The organism is Nonomuraea solani (genome assembly GCF_900108335.1).
Classification (GTDB): domain Bacteria; phylum Actinomycetota; class Actinomycetes; order Streptosporangiales; family Streptosporangiaceae; genus Nonomuraea; species Nonomuraea solani.
In genome coordinates, this window is record NZ_FNVT01000014.1 from 289,907 (window position 1) to 309,003 (window position 19,097).

General features: G+C 70.1%; 16 protein-coding genes. 7 read left to right on the top strand and 9 right to left on the bottom strand.

Annotated elements, in window-relative coordinates; genetic code table 11:
- Window positions 1-42: 42 nt before the first annotated feature.
- Window positions 43-777: a class I SAM-dependent methyltransferase gene (locus C4V41_RS39775; RefSeq protein ID WP_160150547.1), complete on the top strand. Its 735-nt coding sequence runs from the start codon at window positions 43-45 to the stop codon at window positions 775-777.
- 63 nt (window positions 778-840) lie between these two features.
- Entirely contained in the window at window positions 841-2,001 is a 1,161-nt protein-coding gene (locus C4V41_RS39780; RefSeq protein WP_103961160.1) for a cytochrome P450, read from the top strand.
- On the opposite strand, the gene C4V41_RS39785 is transcribed toward C4V41_RS39780, so the two are convergent.
- On the bottom strand, window positions 1,991-2,737 hold the full coding sequence (locus C4V41_RS39785) for an SAM-dependent methyltransferase (protein ID WP_103961161.1): 747 nt from the start codon (window positions 2,735-2,737) through the stop codon (window positions 1,991-1,993). The genes C4V41_RS39780 and C4V41_RS39785 overlap by 11 nt on opposite strands.
- Window positions 2,738-2,843: 106 nt before the next feature.
- Here C4V41_RS39785 and C4V41_RS39790 point away from each other — a divergent pair, with 106 nt between their 5' ends.
- Window positions 2,844-3,098, top strand: coding sequence for a hypothetical protein (locus C4V41_RS39790; RefSeq protein WP_103961162.1), 255 nt, complete (start codon window positions 2,844-2,846; stop codon window positions 3,096-3,098).
- 3 nt (window positions 3,099-3,101) lie between these two features.
- Here the strand turns inward: C4V41_RS39790 and C4V41_RS39795 are convergent, their stop codons facing one another.
- From C4V41_RS39795 to C4V41_RS39830, 8 genes are all read right to left on the bottom strand, one after another.
- Complete coding sequence (locus C4V41_RS39795) at window positions 3,102-3,590, bottom strand: luciferase domain-containing protein (RefSeq protein WP_103961163.1); 489 nt, start codon at window positions 3,588-3,590, stop codon at window positions 3,102-3,104.
- 41 nt (window positions 3,591-3,631) lie between these two features.
- The gene (locus C4V41_RS39800) at window positions 3,632-4,459 is read right to left on the bottom strand and encodes a carbohydrate ABC transporter permease (RefSeq protein ID WP_103961164.1); all 828 of its coding nucleotides are present in this window, start codon (window positions 4,457-4,459) and stop codon (window positions 3,632-3,634) included.
- Window positions 4,456-5,412 (bottom strand): carbohydrate ABC transporter permease, encoded by a 957-nt coding sequence (locus tag C4V41_RS39805; protein WP_200824533.1) that lies wholly within the window; start codon window positions 5,410-5,412, stop codon window positions 4,456-4,458. Before C4V41_RS39805 ends, C4V41_RS39800 begins: the two co-directional genes overlap by 4 nt.
- Window positions 5,412-6,746, bottom strand: a complete 1,335-nt coding sequence (locus C4V41_RS39810) for an ABC transporter substrate-binding protein (protein ID WP_103961165.1) — start codon at window positions 6,744-6,746, stop codon at window positions 5,412-5,414. The genes C4V41_RS39805 and C4V41_RS39810 overlap by 1 nt, the downstream gene beginning before the upstream one ends.
- Window positions 6,747-6,756: 10 nt before the next feature.
- Entirely contained in the window at window positions 6,757-8,841 is a 2,085-nt protein-coding gene (locus C4V41_RS39815) for a glycoside hydrolase family 36 protein (RefSeq protein ID WP_200824534.1), read from the bottom strand.
- Window positions 8,842-8,865: 24 nt separating this feature from the next.
- Window positions 8,866-11,013, bottom strand: a complete 2,148-nt coding sequence (locus C4V41_RS39820; protein ID WP_103961167.1) for a carbohydrate-binding protein — start codon at window positions 11,011-11,013, stop codon at window positions 8,866-8,868.
- A 113-nt stretch (window positions 11,014-11,126) separates the two neighbouring features.
- The gene (locus C4V41_RS39825; RefSeq protein ID WP_103961168.1) at window positions 11,127-12,056 is read right to left on the bottom strand and encodes an RNA polymerase sigma-70 factor; all 930 of its coding nucleotides are present in this window, start codon (window positions 12,054-12,056) and stop codon (window positions 11,127-11,129) included.
- A complete protein-coding gene (locus C4V41_RS39830) occupies window positions 12,053-13,030 on the bottom strand; it encodes an NAD-dependent epimerase/dehydratase family protein (RefSeq protein WP_200824535.1) in 978 nt (325 codons plus the stop codon). The genes C4V41_RS39825 and C4V41_RS39830 overlap by 4 nt, the downstream gene beginning before the upstream one ends.
- A gap of 89 nt (window positions 13,031-13,119) precedes the next feature.
- Between C4V41_RS39830 and C4V41_RS39835 the strand changes: the two genes are divergently transcribed.
- The 4 genes from C4V41_RS39835 to C4V41_RS39855 all read left to right on the top strand — a co-directional run bounded on the left by C4V41_RS39835 (window position 13,120) and on the right by C4V41_RS39855 (window position 18,650).
- The gene (locus C4V41_RS39835) at window positions 13,120-13,938 is read left to right on the top strand and encodes an NAD(P)H-binding protein (protein WP_103961169.1); all 819 of its coding nucleotides are present in this window, start codon (window positions 13,120-13,122) and stop codon (window positions 13,936-13,938) included.
- A 16-nt stretch (window positions 13,939-13,954) separates the two neighbouring features.
- A complete protein-coding gene (locus tag C4V41_RS65925; protein WP_327537499.1) occupies window positions 13,955-15,472 on the top strand; it encodes an epoxide hydrolase in 1,518 nt (505 codons plus the stop codon).
- 691 nt (window positions 15,473-16,163) lie between these two features.
- Window positions 16,164-16,652, top strand: a complete 489-nt coding sequence (locus tag C4V41_RS39850) for a CAP family protein (RefSeq protein ID WP_103961170.1) — start codon at window positions 16,164-16,166, stop codon at window positions 16,650-16,652.
- Window positions 16,653-17,462: 810 nt separating this feature from the next.
- Window positions 17,463-18,650 carry a hypothetical protein gene (locus tag C4V41_RS39855; protein WP_103961171.1) on the top strand — a complete coding sequence of 396 codons (1,188 nt, stop codon included), beginning with the start codon at window positions 17,463-17,465 and terminating at the stop codon, window positions 18,648-18,650.
- Window positions 18,651-19,097 lie beyond the last annotated feature (447 nt).

Consider the following 19,097-nt stretch of genomic DNA (forward strand, 5'->3'; position numbering starts at 1 on the left):
GGTCGAATGCCCGTGGACCATGGTCGTTTATTGCGTGGCCCGATGAGGCTGACCGCCGACCAGGACCTGGCACAGAGCGCGGGCGTCGTCGTCGGCCACGCCACCACGGTGGAGGGATACGCCCAGTGGGCCGGCCGGTACGACTCCGGCCACAACCCGCTGATCGCGATGGAGGAGCCGCTGGTGCGGCGCATCCTTGCCACGCTGCCGGTCGGCCGCGCCCTGGACGCCGCGTGCGGGACCGGGAGGCATGCCGCGTTCCTCGCCGAACTGGGGCATGAGGTCGTCGGTGTGGACTCCTCGGCGGAGATGCTCGCCCTGGCCAAGGCTCCGGACGCGACGTTCCACCAGGCGGACCTGCACGACATGCCGGTCGAGGACGCGAGCTTCGACCTGGTGGTCTGCGCGCTGGCACTGACCCACCAGCCGGCCCTCGGGCCGGCGCTGAGCGAGTTCGCCCGGGTGACCCGGCCCGGCGGCCACATCGTGCTGTCGGACATCCATGTGCTGTCGCTGTACCTGGGAGGCGTGGCCACGGTGGGCGGGCCGGACGGCGGCGTCCGCGCGCTGCCGGCCGGCCGGTTCCTGGCCAGTGACTACATCGCCGCCATCCTCGCGGCCGGGCTGCAGATCGTGGCCTGTCATGAGCCCCGGTGGGGCGAGACGCCCGGCGGGCACGGCGGCCCGCTCGCCCAGGAGTGGTGCCCCGACGCGGCCGCGGCCGTCTACCACGACACCCCGGGCCTGATCATCTGGCATCTTCGCCGCCCCGTTTGACCTTGACGCGGCGTCAACGTTTTGACTGGTGGCAAGGAGACACCCACCAGAGAGGCACCGCGCATGACCACGCTTCCGTTCGACCGGCCCCACCCCCTGGAGCCGCCCCCCGAGTACGCGCGGCTCCGCGACAAGGAGCCCGTCGCCCGCGTGCGCACCCCCGACGGCCGCCCCGCCTGGCTCGTCACCTCCTACGAGGCCGTGGCCGCCGTTCTGGGCGACCGGCGGTTCGGGGTGGCGCCGCCCGGAACGACCGGGGAGGGCAACGACACGCTGTTCCAGGACGGCGAGGCGCACGCCCGGCTGCGGCGGCTGGTGTCCAAGGCGTTCACGCCGCGCGCCATCGGCGTCATGAGCGAGCGGGTGGAGCGGCTCGCCGACGAGCTCGTCGAGGCGATCGCCCGCCGGGGACCGGATGCCGATCTCGTGGCGGACCTGGCCACGCCGCTCGCGATCACGACGATCAGCGAGCTGCTCGGCGTGGAGATCGGCGACCGCGAACGGTTCCGCGCCGTGGCCGACGCCGCCAGCGGCGCCGACTTCCACTTCGGGTCCGAGGAGGACCTGGTCAGGGCCGCCCAGGCGTGGAACGACCTGAGCGCCTTCGCCGCCACACTGGTCGAGGTCAGGCGGGCGGCGCCCGGTGACGACCTGCTCAGCTCGCTGATCACCGTACGGGACGCCGATGACGGGCGGCTCAGCGACGCCGAGCTCGTCGCCATGGCGGGCACGATCGTCTCCGCCGGCTACCTGTCGGCCCGCAACGGCATGTCCACCGCCGCCCTGCGCCTCATCGCGGACGGCCGGCTGCACACCGCCGGCACCGCCACGGACGAGGTCGTCGAGGAGGTGCTGCGCCTGCAGGCCGGGCTGACCGGGGAGCCCTTCCCCCGGTACGCCCAGGTCGGCCTCGAACTGGCCGGGGTCGCGATCAGCGCCGGTGACCTGGTCATGGTGCGGCTCGAGGCCGCCCACCGCGACCCCGGGCACTACGCCGAACCCGACGCGTTCCGGCCCGGGCGGCGGTCGGCCCCGTCGCTGGTGTTCGGCCACGGCATGCACTACTGCCTGGGCGCGCCGCTGGCCCGTCTGGAGGTGCGCGCCTCGCTGAGCGCCCTGGCCAGGCGGCTGCCCGGCCTGCGGCTGCGCGACGCGGTCGAGGACGTCGAGTGGGCCCGCGACGGTGTGGACCTCGGGCCGGCGGCCCTGCACGTCACCTGGTGAGCCCCAGCAGCAGGGTGACGAAGCCCAGGACGTCGCGGTAGCCCTTCAGCCACAGGTCGCGGTGGGCCTGAGCGGCGGCCAGGGCGGCGTCGCCGTCGGGGCCCGGGTGGTCGAGCGCCCACCTGGTCAGGCTCCCGGTCCAGGACCACTCGTACTCGTCCCACTCCGCCCGCGTGCTGGTGTGGCCGTACACGGTGGCGAAGCCGGCGCTCTCCATGCGCTCCACCGTGCCGCCCAGGTCGGCGTAGTCGTCGGGCTTGGCGTCGAGCAGGGTGAGGACCTCAGCGGAGGGCGGCTGCTCCCAGAAACCCTCGCCGACCAGGGCGAGGCCGGTGCCGGGGCGCAGGTGGCGGCGTATCTCGGCCAGGGTCGGGGCCAGGCCGCCGAAGGCGTGGGTGGCGCCGACGCACAGAACCAGGTCGTACGGCTCGTCAGCGGAGTATTCGGCGGCGGGGGAGCGGTGCAGCCGCAGCCGGTCGGACACGCCGCGCCGGTGAGCCTCCTCGGCCGCGCCGGACAGCGCGCGCTCCGAGATGTCCACCCCGTCGGCGGTGGCCTCCGGATAGAGCGTCAGCGCTCTGATCAGCCACGCCGCCTCACCACAGCCCAGATCCAGGATGCGGGCCCCGGGCGGGAGCTTCGCGCGGGTGAGCAGGCGGACCAGCCCGTCCTCGGTGATGGGTGCGGCGATGGGGTGGTCGGCGTGGGCGAGGTGGCTGATCAGTTCACGTTCCATCCCAGGGAATATGCCGGATGGAGCACACGGTCACCAACCGAATTTCACTGCCGCTGACCGTCACACATCCTCCGGGGCCTGATGAAGCCAGAGGAACTGGAGAGATATGACGAACACAGAGCGGCGCGGTGGACGGACGGGCGGCGACGACGGGTTCGAGCAGGCCGACCGCGCCCGCGAGGTGTTCGACGCCTTCCGCGAGCTCACCGCCGACGCCCCCGATGAGCCGTCCCTGTGGTTCAACCGGGTGCGGTTCCCTCAGGCTCCGCCCATGGCCGGCGTGGACCTGGCCTTCCTCGGCGCGGAGCCCTGCTGGGCCGCCTGGACAAGATCGGCGACGTGCTTCCCCGTTCTGGCGTAGCGGTCAGAGGATCTGGCCGGAGGCGAAGGCGTGGCTGCGGCACACCAGCCGCCACACGACGGCCAGCTCCTCCTCGTCGCGCGGCCCGTACAGCAGGAGCAGGGTGGGCGGGCAGTGACCGGAGGCCACCAGCGGGTGGAACTCGCCCCAGCCCTTGGCCACGATGTCGGCGGCCTCGCCCTCGGGCAGCAGCGCGTGCAGGCTCCCGTCGCGGGCGCCGTGCAGGTGCGCGAACTCGGTGCTGTCGCGGACGAACGCCGAGTCGGGCCCGAACGCGTGGCCCGGGTCCAGGTGCAGCGCCCTGGTCTCGGGCAGCGAGACGACGCTGGCCCCGGTGCGTACGTGGTCGAGGCCCGCCATCCGCCGCCACAGCTCCTCCTGCAGCTCGACCGGCGCGATCTGGTCGAGCTGCTGGTGCGGGATCTCCGGCGAGGTCGCGGGACGGTCGCCGGGACGCTCCTCAAGAGCGCACAGACCGGCGTTAACGGTCATCTCTGTCTCTTTGGTGCTCACACTCAGTTATCATACAATTACTATTTGACGGCGCCACTGGTGATCCCCGAGATGATCTTCCGCTGGGCGACCGCGAACAGCACGATCAGCGGCAGGCTCATGAGGATCACGTACGCGAAGATCAGATGCCAGTTGTTGAGATAGAGCCCCGCGCTGGCCACCCGGAAGAGGTTGAGCGGCAGGGTGTCCAGGCGGCCGCCGATGACGAAGAAGGCGTAGAAGACGTCGTTCCAGACGTACAGGCAGACCAGGATCGTGGCCGTGGCCAGCACCGGGCGCAGCAGCGGCAGCACCACCAGCCAGAAGACCCGCAGCGGGCCCGCGCCGTCGAGCTGGGCCGCCTCCTCCAGCGAGATCGGGATCGTCCGCACGAAACCGGTCACGAAGAAGATCACCGTGGACAGGTAGATGCCCATGTACACGCCGATCATCCCCGTCGCCGTCCCGGCCAGGCCGAGGTGGCGCAGCAGCAGCACCACGGTGACGACGGCCGGCGGCAGCACGATGCCGCTGATCGCCAGCGCGTACAGGACCGCGTTGACCCGGGTGGCGCGCCTGGCCAGGATCCAGGCCGCCATCGACCCGAACAGCAGCACCCCGGCCACGGAGGGCACCACGACCAGCAGACTGCCCAGCGTGGCCGGCAGCACCGCGCCGTCCGTCCACACCTGAGCGAGATTGTCCAGCAGGTGCCACTCGGTGGGCAGGGACAGGCCGGGCGTCAGCGCCTCGCCGCGCGACTTGGCGGCCGTGACGAACACGAGCCACAGCGGTACGCCGATCGCGCCGGCCACCAGGACCAGCGTCACCAGAGGCTGCAGCCGCTTCCAGAGCCCCGAGTCGCTCACAGGACCTCCTCGCGCTTGCGCAGGACGTAGATGACGGGGAAGGCCATCAGCGCCACCAGCAGGAACAACACCAGGCTCATGGTCGTGGCCTGCGCGAACAGGCCCTGGCCGAAGGTGCGGTAGATGAAGATGTTGAGGATCTCCGTGGTACGCGCCGGGCCGCCGCCGGTCGTGGCCTGGACGATGTCGAAGCCGTTCATCGAGCCCAGGAGCGCCGTCGCGACGTTGAAGGTGATCGCGGGGGCGAGCAGCGGGAAGCGTACTCGCCAGAACGTCCGCCACCGCGACGCCCCGTCGATCCTGGCCGCCTCGACGAGGTCCTCCGGGATGGTCTTCAGGCCCGCCAGGTAGATGAGCATCGACAGGCCCATCCACTTCCAGGCGTGGATGAGCGAGACCACGACGATCGTCCACGTGGTGTCGCCCAGCCAGGCGAAGTCGACCGGGGCTCCCAGCAGCGCGCCGAGCAGCCGGTTCACGCTGCCCTCCGGCTTGAGCAGGGCCTGGAAGACGTAGCCGACGGCCAGCGCGGACATCAGCACGGGGATGAGGAAGAACACCCTCGCCGCCCGGTTGAGCCGGGTGTCGCGTTCGAGGAGCACGGCCAGGGCGAAGCCGAAGAGGTTCTGGAAGATCGCGACCAGCACCGCGTACACCACCGTGACCCGCAGCGAGCGGAACAGCGTGCCGTTGGAGCTCAGGTCGGTGAAGTTGTCCAGGCCGACGGGCCGGATCGCCGCCTTGAACCCGGACCAGTCCGTGAACGCGTAGACGAAGTTGAACACCGTCGGCAGGAAGAAGAACACCAGCAGGATGGCGAACGCGGGCGCCATGAACCACATGGGATGCGTCCGCCGCCCGATGGCCCGCCTCGGCGGCGCCGGAGTGCGGGCCGCCGGGCGGTCGGGGGCCGGCTTCAGCGTCGTCGGCGGCGTCGTCGGCATCGTCGTCATCAGAAGCCTGTGGCTCCGGCGGCCTTGGCGAGCTGCTCGAACTGCTCCTGCGTGGCCGAGGCGACCTTCTCCGGTGTCAGCGTGCCGGTGATCATGTCGGCCAGGTTCAGGTACAGGTCCGGGTTGGCGACGGCCAGCGCCTGCATCGACCCGACCGCCGCCGGCAGCGAGGCGTGCACGTCGAGCAGCGCCTGCGGCACGCCGTCCGGGCTGGGCACCGACGGCTCCAGCGAGACGGTGTTACGGTCGGTGACGAATTCCTGGTAGGCGGGGCCCATCCAGTACGCCAGGAGCTGCCGCGCCGCCGCCTCCCGCTTGGCGTCGCCGGTCTTGAACGCCACCAGCGCGTTCGACTGGTCGGGGATGAACGTGCCGACGTTGCCCGTCGGAGAGATCGGGAAGAACCCGATCTTCTTGTTCAGCGTCGCGGTGTCCGCCGTGGCCTGGAGCTGCCCGAAGAACGAGTTGACCTGCACGACCATGGCCGCCTTGCCCGCCAGCAGCGCCGCCCCCTGGTCCTCGAACTTGGCGGTCTTGATGTCGGCGTTGAACAGGCCCTCGTCGATCAGCGACTTGTACGTCTTGATCGCGTCGAGCACCACCGGGCTCCCGAACGTCTCCTCACTCTTGTTGATCTTCTCCCAGAGGCCCGTCTTGGCCGCGTCGGCGAGCTGCACCTGCACCCACCACTGGGTGGCCCACTTGTCGCCGGCCATCTCGAAGAACGGGGTCACGCCCTTGGACTTGAGCGTGCGCGCCAGCTTCACCATGTCGCCGAAGTTCTTCGGCGTCTCGGTGATCTTGTTGGCGGCGAAGACCTCCTTGTTGTAGTAGACGCCCTCGACGGCTGGGCTGGTGATCAGCGCCGCGTACCGGGTGCCGTCCAGCAGGCCGGTGATGTCGCGCAGGTCGGGCGCCAGCTTGGCCAGCCAGGGCGCGTCGTCGAGCGGCTGCAGGTTCGTCCTGGCGTTGATCGCGGTCAGCATGGAGGCGGTCGGCTGCCAGAACGCCAGGTCGGGCTTGTCGCCGGTGGCGACCTTGGTCTGGATGCCCTGCTCGTACGGGTCGGGGATCGTCACGACCTCGACCGTCGCGCCCGTCGCCCGCTGGAAGGACTCCACGACCTTCTTCGGCACGGTGTTGCTGTTCTGCGCGGCCCAGATCGTCAGCTTCACGCCGTCGAGCTTCGCCTGCGGGTCGGCCCAGGTCGCGGCGGCCGTCCCGGAACCGGAACCGGAACCGGTGGCGGGGGCCTCAGCGGCGGGGTCACTGCAGGCGGCGAGCCCGAGCGCGAGCGCCGACGCGGCGGCCAGCGCTGTCCATCTCTTCGTCATGGTGTCTCTCTCATCGGGCGGAACGGATCTGGAAAACACGGGCCGCGACCGGCTCGTCGTCGTGTGAGGTGAGCGTGAGCACGCCGGACTCCCACGTGTGGTCCCACGCGGGCAGGTGCCGGGGGTAGCGGACGTCGATCTCGACGGGGTGGCCGGCCAGGTGCGGCAGCGGCAGCCGTACCTCGCCCGCCCCGCCCCGGCGCCACACCCCCAGGTACGTGGTGTCGCCGTCGCGCAGGCCGAGCGCGAGCCACGGGTCGTCCCAGCGGGGCAGGCCGAGCGGCCACACCGGCACGGCCCTGGCCAGGCCGGCGCGCATGTCCCGGTGCACGCGCACGGCGTCGCGTACGGCCTCCACCTGGGCCGGTCGCATCAGGTTCAGGTGGCCGGACAGGTAGAGCCGGCCGAGCAGGCCGGTGCACAGGGTGAAGGCCAGCTCCTCGTCCGACATGGCGGGCTGCGGATAGGCCCAGTTCGCCGACTGCTCCGGCAGCACCGACATCGGCGCGGCCACCGCGATCGGCGGGTAGAGGCGGAAGTCCTGCTGGTCGCTGGTGGACTGCAACTGCAGCCGGGACAGCATCGCGTAGTCCATGCGCATGGCGCCGGACGCGCAGTTCTCCAGGATCAGGCCGGGATGCCGGTCGAGCACGCCGTCCAGCCAGGCCAGGTGCGCCCGGTTGTGCCCGAGCAGGCCGTCGCCCGCGCCGGTGGCGGCCAGGTCGGTGCCCGCGCCCGGGTCGATGTTGTAGTCGAGCTTGAAGTAGCCGACGCCCAGCTCCTCCACCAGCCGGTCCACCACCTGGTCCAGGTGCGCGACCGCGCGGGGGTTGCGCAGGTCCAGGTGGTAGCGGCCGTGTTCGAGCAGCCGTACGCCGCCGCGCTGCAGGAACGCCTCCGGCGGCAGCTTGTCGGCCATGGGGCTGCGCACCCCGATCACCTCGGGCTCCAGCCACAGCCCCGGCACCATGCCCAGCTCCCTGATGCGGCCGAGGACCTCCTCGATGCCGCGCGGGAAACGCGACTGCGAGGGCTGCCACTCGCCGACGCTGTCCCACCAGGCGCCGCCGTCGTCGTACCATCCGGCGTCAACGCAGAACACCTCCGCGCCCGCGCCGGCGGCGGCCTCGATCAGCGGCAGCAGCTTGGCCGTGGTCGGGTCGCCCATCAGCGTGTTCATGTAGTCGTTGAACACCACCGGCAGCCGCTCCCGGTCCGGATGCGGCCGCACGATCGCCCGCCGGTGCGCGGTGAGCGCGGCGGCGGCCCCTTCGAGGCCGTCGCCGGACACCGCGACCGACACCGGCACCGTGGTGAACGACTCGCCGGGCTCCAGCCGGTGCTGCCACTGGTGGTCGAGGTCGGTGGGGCCGAGCAGCGCGACGTACGGGCCGTCGAGCCGCTCGCCCACCTCCCAGCGCCAGGGGCCGTTGTGCTCGATCTGCCACAGCCACGCCCGCCCGCTCTCGCGGTCAATCAGCCCGGCCGTCGGCAGCGGGCCGCCGGTGGACCAGGTGCCGGTGCCGGCGACGGCCAGCACGCCCCGGCCGTCCTGCCCGTGCGCGGCCAGCCGCAGATCCGGTACGGCCGCGCGCAGCGGTTCCCGCCTCCACCGGCTCTCGCCGAGCCACTCGCTGTCGCCCCGCACCACGTCGGCGGCGTCCGCCGTACCGGCGAAGGTCGCCGCGAACGACGTCACCCCCAGCAGCAGCGCGGGCTCCGTGCCCCGGTTGGTCACCGTCGTCCACGTCTGGAACGCCCCCACGCCGTCGGCCGAGCGCAGGAACACCTCCGCGTCCAGCCCGCTGCCGGCGTCGTGCAGGTCCACCCGCAGCACGTGCCAGACACCCTCCCTGCGCTGGTCGCAGCCCCGGTAGGCGAGGCGGCGGCCGATCGCGCTCTGGGAGAAGCGGTGCGAGGCGCGCGCCCGGCCCGTACCGGGAAGCAGCAGCTCCACCAGCGGCTGCGTCGTTCTGGGCCGGTGCTCGGCGGCGCCACCGGACAGTGATCGCACGCCGACGGGGCCGTCGGGCGACACGTCCAGCACGACGCGCAGGCTCGGGTGACCCCAGACCACGCTGGTGTTCATTGACATGCTGCTCCTTGTTCTGTGCGGAACTCAGCCGACGGGTGCGGCGATCTGGATGCGGTCGAGGTCGGGGGCGTAGCCGGCGGAGGCGTTGCCGAACGTGATCGTGTTCGCCCCCGCGGCCAGGTCGACGTCCACGACCGTGGTGCGGTAGTTCGACCAGCCGAGCGTGTTGCGGAAGAAGTGCCGCCGGCCGGCGCCGCCGTTGACGCTGATGTCGGCGTAGCGGTCGACGATGTTGCTGTTGTAGTTGGTGGCGCCCTCGCCCAGCTCACCGTTGGCGTAGGTGACGACCATGCGGTAGCGGCCGGCGGACGGGACCGTCACGTTGTTGAAGCGCAGCGTGTTGGCCGCCCCGGCGCCGACATATCCGACATAGCTACCGCCGGAGGCCGCCGAGTTCGCCGCCACCCTGGCCGCGCCGCCGAGCGTGTTGGCCGACGACTCGGCCTGGTAGGCGGTGACGGTGCCGGTGGTGGGTGTGACGTCGAGGTAGTCGATGTTGACCGCGTCGCGGTCGTCGCTCGCGTACGCGTTGACGTCCACCCGGTTGATGCCGGCGCTCAGGAACACCTTCGTGGTGACCGTGTTCCAGGTGTTCCAGTCGGCGGTGCCGGGCAGCGCGACGTCGGTGAGGTCGGAGCCGTTGAGCCGCAGCCGCACCGACCGGGCCGCCGGGGCGCCCGTGTACGGACCGGCCGAGTAGCGCAGGGCCAGGTTGTAGTAGCCGTCGTCCGGCGCCGTCACCACGAACTTCGTGCTCGCGGTGGTGCTGGCGCCGTAGCCCTCGGAGAACGAGGTGCCGGAATAGCCGGTGTTCGCCCCGTACGTGACGCGGGCCGAGCCGGCCAGGGCCGCGTACTCCGCCTCGTACCGGGAGCCCGCCGCCGACAGATCCTTGTCCGGCGTCACGATCACGTGATACGCCGACGTGCCCTTCAGCCCGGTCAGCGGGATCGTGATCTGCCCGCCGGAGGCCGTGAAGTCCGACTCCGTCACCCGGTACGGGCCGGGGGAGGGGTTCAGGCCCGTGGTGTCCACGCCCCAGACCGTCGCGTGCACCCTGCCGCCCAGGGCCGGAGGGATGCCCTTGACGACCAGGTTCGTGTCGTAGGTGCCGCTCGCCGGGTTGTTGCCGCCGAAGATCACCCGGGCCTGCTTCTTGTCCGGGTCGTACGCGGCCAGCCCCTGCAGCGAGCCGGTCGGCGCGGGCGGGGTGACGGCGACCGTGGTGCCGGTCAGGTCGCCGTACCACTTGTACAGCCACCATCCGCCGGTCGCCTGGTTGTTCCTGGTGACCAGGTCGTTGAGCCCGCCGGCCGTCGTCCAGTAGGCCAGGCAGCCGTCGACCTTGCTGTTCTCGAACTTGGCCACGAACTGCACCAGGTTGCCCGGCACGCCCAGGTCGCCCGAGAACCGGCCGTACTCGTTGATCGTGATGGGCCGCGGGCTGATCCCGAGGCTCGACTCCATCGCCCGGTAGTCGGCGTAGTGGTTCTGCCAGCCGGTGAAGAAGTCGTCGCCGAGCTCGTGCCAGGTGGTGACGTGCGGCAGGACGTTGTTGTCGCGGGCGAACGTCATGAACGTGCGCAGGTCGGCCGAGCGGTAGGCGGCGAAGTTCGGGCCGGCGATGCGGGCGCCGGGGTCGATGGAGCGGATGCGCTGGTAGACGGTCTTGTAGGCGTTGAGGAAGGCGGTCAGGTTGCCGGCGTACCAGATCTGGTCGGGCTCGTTGAAGGGCACGTAGACGTACGAGGCGCGGTACGGGTCCGCGACCACCTTCCTGGTCATCGTGTCGACCTTGGCCAGGTAGTCGTTGAGGCCGAGGTTCTCGTACGGCCACTGCTTGTAGATGTCCTGCATGTAGATCTGGATGTCGCGGCCGCCGGCCCGCTTGAACATGGGGGCGATCTTCAGCGCGTCACCGTTCGGGTGCTGCAGGCCGTCGGGCGCCTTCTGGGCGGTGACCTGGGGCTTCAGGGCGGCGAGCATGGTCTCGTTCGGGATGCCCTCGTCGCCGAGGCCGTACAGGAAGCCGGTGGCGCCGTACCGCAGGGCGCCCGTCGAGGTCGCGAGGTCGACCACGAACGTGGACGCGGCCACGGCCGGGGTCGCGGGCAGCAGGCTCACCACAAGGGCCGCCACCAGTGCCGCCGACAGGACATTCTTCCTCCTCATGACAAACAACCTCCTTGCTGCTGGGGGGTTGGAGGTGCTCATGTGACCGGTCACATCTTCTGCATGAGTGTGAACGGTCACATGCGAGGAGAAAAGGGGGCGTTACCAGGTTGTTACCGCTCGGTTTCAGGCCGGCGCGCCTGGTTCGCCTCGCGGACGACCGCCCAGACGTCCGCCACCGGCCCCAGGTGCCCGAGCTTGTCGGGGTTGATCACCGCGCGGATCGCCTGAACCTGCCCGTCGAGGATGTCGAGCGCCCAGATGTTGACGATCTTGCCGTCCCGGTCGCGGAAGATCGCGCCCGGCTGGCCGTTCACCTCGTGCGGCTCCACGACGCCGCCGATCCGGACGAACGGGGTGACGATCGCCGCCAGCGTCCTGGCCACGTTCTCGGCGCCGAAGACGCCCTTGCCCCACAGCGGCGCCTTGCCCCCGCTGTCGCCCACCATCGCCACGTCGGCGGCCAGCAGCTCCCGCAGCCCGTCGACGTTCCCTTCCCGGAAGGCGTCGAAGAACCGTACGGCCAGCGCCTCCCGCTCCCGGCGGTCGGTCGCGAACCGGGCGCGGCCCGCGTCCATGTGGCGGCGCGCCCGCACCGCGAGCTGGCGGCACGCCGCCTCCGAGCGCCCCACCGCCGACGCGACCTCGCCGAAGCCGAACCCGAACACCTCCCGCAGGACGAAGACCGCGCGTTCGAGCGGGCTGAGCCGCTCCAGCAGCAGCAGGGCCGCCATCGACACCGAGTCGGCCAGTTCCGCCGACCGCTCCGGATCCTCGTACGGATCGGCCAGCAGCGGCTCGGGGAACCACCGCCCCGTGTAGTCCTCCCGCCGGACGCGCGCCGAGCGCAGCACATCGATCGAGACCCGGGTCACCACGGCCGACAGGAACGCCTTGACCGACGCGGGCCGTGCCGGCGACGCCTCATAGCGCAGCCACGTCTCCTGAACCGCGTCCTCGGCCTCGCTCACGCTGCCGAGCACCCGGTAGGCGATCGAGAACAGCAGCGGCCGCAACTCCTCGAACTCCTCGGCCCGCCTCACGCCAGCTCCGCCTTGAAGCCCTGGCGCCAGGACGGATAGCGCAGCCGCCAGCCGAGCTCCCGCTTGGCCTTGGCGTTGGAGAAGCCGCGCCCCTCCATCATCATGGCCACCGCCGTTCTTCCGGCGAGGGGCCGGGCCAGCCAGGTGGGGACCCGCATCGGCGGTTTCGCTCCCGCGCACGCGGCCAGGTGGGGGAGCCACTCGGCGGCCGGGGCGGGCTCGTCGTCGACGATGTTGAACACGCCCTTCACCTGGCGCTCCACGGCCAAGACGGTGGCGGCGGCCGCGTCGTCGAGGTGCACCCACGAGCTGTGGCCACGGCCGTCCCCGACGACCGGGTACTGCCGCTTGCGTACGAGCTCGACCTGATCGTCGGTGGCGCCAGGCCCGTAGAACGCGCCGTACCGCAGGACCGCGCCACCGGCCCGGAGCACCACGTCCTCGAGGTGGCGGATCGCCTCCGCCCCCTTGCCCGTGCTCGTCGGGTCCAGCGGGTCCTCCTCGGTCTTGATCCATCCACCGGTACGGATGCCGTTCCACGAGGCGTAGCTCTGCGCGACGAAGTGGGACACACCGGTCGCCTGGGCGGCGGCGAGAAGGTGGTCCGTCCCCTCGGTGCGCAGCCGGTTGGTGGTGGCGAACCAGCGGTCGAAGTGCTTGATGTCGGGCTTGCCGGAGATGGCGGTCATCTGGTGCACGATCACGTCCGGCCGGGCCTGGCCCACCGCCTCACCCACCGACGCCGCGTCCAGCCCGTCCATCACGACCGCCTCGGCGCCCAACCGCTCCAGCAGGCCCCGCTTGGCCGGGCTCGTCGTCGTCGCCGTCACCTGGTGGCCCCAGGCGACCAGTTGCGGCACCAGCCGCCGTCCCAGCACCCCGGCTCCACCGGCCACGAATACCCGCATGATCATCACCTTCCAGATCGCCGTCTTCGAGACCTGAGACGAGACGACCCGGTCGTTCTGTGACATGGGTGGTATCTCCTGCGGCGCTTCGATAGCGGTCGCTATTTCGTATGTAGCGCCTCCTGTTCGGAACACTCACCAGACAGGAGACACGCATGACGATTCTCGTGACCGGGGCCACGGGGACGGTGGGACGCCAGATCGTGGCCCAGCTCGTCGAGCGCGGCGAACGCGTACGCGCGCTGACCAGGAATCCGGCGAAGGCCACGTTCCCCGACTCCGTCGAGGTGGCCTGCGGCGACCTGGCCTCGCCGCAGACGCTGGCCCCGGCACTGGAGGGCGTGACGGGACTGCACCTGATCACCCTCGGCGGCGACGACCATGCGCCGCTGGCGACCGGGCCCGAGCTGGTCGAGCTGGCGGCGAAGGCGGGCGTGACGCGGGTCAGCGTGCTGAGCAGCTGGGACGAGGGCTCGGTCGAGGAGGCCCTGCGCGCCGGGGACCTGGGCTGGACGCAGTTGCAGTGCGTCGAGTTCATGGCCAACGCGTTCGACTGGGTCGATTCCATCCGCGAGGAGGGGGTCGTCCGGGTCTTCGGCGACCATCCCGGCGCGGTGGTACACGAGGCGGACATCGCCGCCGTCGCTGTGAGCGCGCTGGTCGAGGAGGGGCATGCCGGGAAGGCGTACCTGATCACCGGTCCGCAGGCGCTGACGCCCGCCGAGCGGGTACGCCTGATCGGTGCGGCCATCGGGCGGGATCTCCGGTTCGAGGAACTGGACGAGGAGGGATACCGGGCCTCGATGGCGGCCGTGGGGGTGCCCGAGGACATGATCGAGTTCGGGGTGCAGCTCGGTGTCAATCCGCCCGAGGCCGGCTCCGTCGTCCTGCCGACCGTGGAGCAGGTCACCGGCCGCCCCGGGCGCACGTTCGCCCAGTGGGCCACCGAGAACGCCGCCGCCTTCGCAATCTGACCATTTTGGAGGGGAAATGACCATTCAGCCTTACCGCATCGAGATTCCGCAGCAGGACCTGGACGACCTGCGTACCCGCCTGGCCATGACCCGCTGGCAGGACCAGCTCCCGGGGACCGGCTGGGAGCGCGGGGTGCCGCTGGATTACCTCAAGGAGCTGGCCGAGTACTGGCGTACGGGCTACGACTGGCGCGCGCACGAGGCCAGGCTCAACGAGCTGCCGCACTTCATGACCACCATTGACGGCCAGAACATCCACTTCATCCACGTACGCTCCGACAACGCCGACGCGCTGCCGCTCATGCTCCTGCACGGCTGGCCGGGCTCGATCGTGGAGTTCCTGGGCGTCATCGAGCCGCTTTCGCGCGACTTCCACCTGGTCATCCCGTCGCTGCCCGGCTTCGGCTTCTCCACCCCGCTCTCGGGCCCCGGCTGGGACGCCGCCCGCGCCGGCAAGGCGTTCACGCGGTTGATGGCGATGCTCGGTTACTCACGGTACGGCGTACAGGGCGGAGACTCGGGTGCCTTCATCGCTCCCGAAATGGGCAAACACGAGCCCGACCGCATCGTCGGCATCCACCTGAACGCCGCGCTCACCTTTCCCATCGGGCAGGAGGGGGAGATGGACGGGCTGACGGAGGAGGAGCTGGCGCGCTGGACCGCGATGGAGAACTCCAACGACGGCTACCTGCAGACGCAGTCGAAGCGGCCGCAGACGGTGTCGTACGGGCTGCACGATTCGCCGGTGGGGCAGCTCGCCTGGATCATGGAGAAGTTCAAGGAGCTGACGGAGCCGGTCGACGGCCTGCCGGAGGACTCCCTGGACCGCGACCTCATGCTCACCGACGTCACCATCTACTGGCTGACGGGTACGGCTGGCTCGTCGGCGCAGTTCTACTACGAGAACATGAGCGCCGCCGACTGGGGCAGCGGGGACGATTCAGGCGACTGGAACGCCACCACGGACGGTTCCGCCACCACCACGTGGGCCGCCTCGCCTCAGGCCGACCAGAAGACCACCTCGTGGACCGGCCAGGACACGTCCGACGGCGACCCCACTGCGCCCACCAACGACCAGAACCTCACACCCAACGAACAGTTTGTTACCGGCGGCAGCGGCCAGGATGCCGCCGGCGATTGGCAAACCGCGACGGACGGCGACCAGGATGCCGCCGGCGGTTGGCAGACGGCCACGGGCGGCGGCCAGGGTGCGTCCGCAGGTTGGCAGGCCGCCGCTGGCAGCGGCGAGGATGCCGCCGGCGCCGGGCAGGGTGCCGCCGGTGGCGGATGGGGTGCCGCTGACGGCGGATGGGACGCGGCCGGGGCGGCGGACTGGGCTGCTGCGGCGCGGGGCACGGTCCCGACGGGCGTGCTGGTGTCCAAGGCATGCGACGTGACGATCCGCCGCTGGGCCGAACGGGACCACAACATCGTGCACTGGTCCGAGTACGACAAGGGCGGCCACTTCTTCGCCGCCGAACAGCCCGCCCTCTTCACCGAAGACGTCACCGCCTTCTTCGCCAAGCTCCGCTGACCACCGGTGGGCAGGCGTCGCCAAGCTGCGTCGGCCACCGGCGGGCAGGCGTCGCCAAGCTGCGTCGGCCACCGGCGGGCAGGCGTCGCCAAGCTGCGTCGGCCACCGACCGGCAGGTGTCACCAACCTGCGTCGCCCACCGACCGCAGGCGCCACCAACCTGCATCGGCCATCTGCCGGCGTTCTGACGATGCCGCGCGACCCACCCAAGGGCCGCGCGGCATCGCCCCCTCGGCGGCATGTGGGGCCAGACAGCCGTCCAAGTCCCCCCTATGCACCGGCGGGGGGCAGGCCGGAGCCGCCTGAGAACGACGACCAATCAGGCCCCTCGGTCGCCGACTCCAGAAGCCCGAGCCGTGGCCCCCGTTCCCCCCAGAACCCGCTTGGAGAACAGGAGGGCTCCAGCACCATCACCGATCCACGCTGTCTAGACGAATCGTCCGAATCCCCCGCAACCAGAAGATCAAGTTCAGGGGTGCTCTGGAGCCCGGTGTTGGCGCCGTTAGGAAAGTGACATCCGGTGCCATCCCGGTGACTCGGTGTCCACTGTTGGACAGCGAGCGCACCTGGTGAATACCTGAGGGAGGCGGAGGATGAGCGAGTGAGCGGCAGAAAGCCGCCTCCCGCCGGGTGCGAAGTAGCAGCGATCGTGCCCCGGCCGGTAGCCCCGAGCGCTGCCAGAGGACCTCTCATGCCAGGAACCCGCCCCCCTCTCCCCGACAGCACCACACCTGAATTCCAGGCCGAAGCACTCGCCGAAGCCAACGCCTACCGGGCCAAGCACCACGCGCCACCACTGACCATGGACCCGGAACTCAACGCCTACGCCAAGGAGCGGGCGGCCTCCCGCTCCGAGCAGGAAGCGCTCGACGCCGGTCACACCGGCCTGCGGGCGCAGACGGGCGAGAACATCTTCTGGGGCGGCGGCTCCGAAGCCCTGCCCGGGTCGATGGCGGTCAAGAACTGGTACGACGAAATCGGCAGCTACGACTTCGCCGCGGCCAAGTTCTCTCCCAACGCGGGTCACTTCACGCAACTGGTCTGGAAGTCGAGCACCAAGGTCGGCATCGGACGCGCCGCGGGCCAGGGCGGCGAATTCTTCGAGACGTACATCGTGTTCGTCTTCGAGCAGCGCGGCAACATGCAGGGCGCTTTCGCGGAGAACGTCCTCCCCGCCTGACCAACCCCCTCAACCCCAAGTCCCTGACGGGTGGGCCGGGCCCCAGCGCTGAGTCCCGCCCCACCCGTCCGACCATGGCTCGCCATCGCCACCACCAGCACACGAACCACCCTGACCAGGCAGCCCGTGACGAGGAGGGCCGGCGCTCGGCAAGACAGGCTGGCACTCGGCAACCGACGACAACGACCCCCTCCCGATCCGAGACGACCACGTCCTCACGCCGGTCACCGCAGAAGCCGGTCGGCCCCGGGTTGACGATGCTCAGGCGCAATGCCGCCCGCTGCTGAAGGCTCAACCGCACCGCCCTTAGCCTTCATGAAGGCATCGATGAAACTGAACCGCTGATGGACGTGATCGGACCGTCTGCGATGGCTGCTGCCAACATGCTCGTGGTTGCCAACGAGGCGAACCTCGCGCCCGGTGCTGCAGCCAAGGCGTTCAACACGGCCTAGCGCAACTTGGAGCATGCGATCGTGTCCCTGGCCAAGGCACGAGAGACATACCGCGAGCACCATCCCGACCTCTGGGTTCCGCGACCGGCTGTCCAACGGCACCACCGCTGAGCAAGCAGTCCGTAGCCTGTGTCCGCTGCCAGGACCTTGATCAATCCGCGCAACTTGTGCACCGGGCGTGCCAAGGTGCTCGCTTCGGGGCCAGTGGTGGTGCATGTCGGCGGCACAACCAGATGCTCCATCAGCGGGCATCTTGCTGATCCGGGTGCCGATCGACGTTCAGAGCACTGGGCCTGTTCGTCCGTTGCCGGGCGAAGACCCGCGGTCGTACAGCACGCCCATCAGTTAAGATCAACGCGTGTCGACCCCTCTGCGCTGGCGGCTACTTGACGAGGAAACCGGCGTCACCCTCGCCGACTTTACAGATATCGATGGGCTCTTCATCGACCGTGTGTTCCCGATCGAGCCGTCGTATGAGCGCTATACCTTGTTGAGTTGCGCGCCGTCGGGACCGCTTCTCGCTGCGATCGACGGCACTGGGCCGGCCTGGTTCGGAAACTTCGTTGTCGAGGGCGCCCACGACCCCGGCCGACCGGTAGGCGAACGGTGCGAGGATCAGTGCTGGGAGTGCGCCCAGAACATGGAGGAACTGCTTGACGTCCGGGTCATCGGCCACCGCCCCGCCGCAGACGGATCCGGTCTGCTCGACATCGACCTCGAGGGCCATCGCCGCGACGACGACAACAATCAGGGCGGCACCGTCGCTCCCATGGTCTCCGGTTACCGGCTGCTCGTGTGGTCGACGGTGAACGGATCCAGCGAGGAGACGTCGGCTGGGAAGTGCCGTGACATCGCAGGCCTCTTCCACGAGCGGCCGGAAAGCTGGCCGCCAGGTCCGCCGTTGACCTTGCTGGGCTGCCGTCCCGGGCTCAGCGGATCGTTCCAGGCCGAACTGGCCCACGTGCGCGTCGATGGTACGGCCCACACGATGGGCTGGGAACAACGCGTCTTCGGAAGCGTTGTCACTTCGCGCCCGTCCACCCTCGGTGACGATCTTGTCGACGTTGTGCTGGATGCGCGGATCCCGGAGCCGATGGCGGCCAACGACCGCCAAATGTGGGGCATGTGGCGCGCTGGCGGCCCGACCCAGCCCAACCTTTGGGCCCAGCTCGATCGCAGCGATCGTTATCTTTGGGTAGGTGCAGCCGCGATCCACCGGATCCACGCTCCGGACAAGCCTGCGGGCACGGTGTATCACCTGGACGGACGCCATAGCACTGACTACGACGCCTTCTTCTGCGCGATCGGCGAGGCGGTCAACGGCCCTGGAGGCTGGTTCGGCGGTGACCTGTTCTGGTTACACGAGAATGCCGCCACCGGCGGCGGCGGCGCGACCCCCGGCTTCCGCATGATCTGGCACAACTCGGAGGTCGCGCGCACCCACCTGGTCTCCGGCTACGACCGAAAGAGCTGGCGGCCCGCCGTGACCTTCGACGACCTGGTGCAGTGCCTCACTGAGGACGGTGTTCAGCTTGAACTACGTTGATGGAGCACCGCTGGTGGAGCGATACGCACAACCCATCAGACCGTTACAGCACATACGGCGATCTGCGGAGGCCGGTCGGACAGCGCGACCGCACACGCTCAGCGGTTAACTAATAACCCTTGAGTTGCTTGAGGCCCTGTGAGCTTCTTTAGCCCCTGGACCTGGGCTGATCTGCTGGTGCTCCGGCTTCTTCTGGTGTTGATGAGATTTCGGGGATTCTGAAGGTCTATCGTCCTGGTCGTTCGTCTTGCTGTGAAAGTGAAGGCGAGGTGGCCGGAGTTGGCGCTGGCGGTAGTGAAGGATCTTCGAGTGGCCCGTGCCCCGGCCACCGCCGAGGACCTGGAGGCGCTGGAAACCGACGTGCTGGCCGGGTTCGTACTGGCCCGGGCGGCGGCGGGGCTGTCGGACGGAACGATCTCCTCCGACGTGGTGCACCTGGAGCAGACA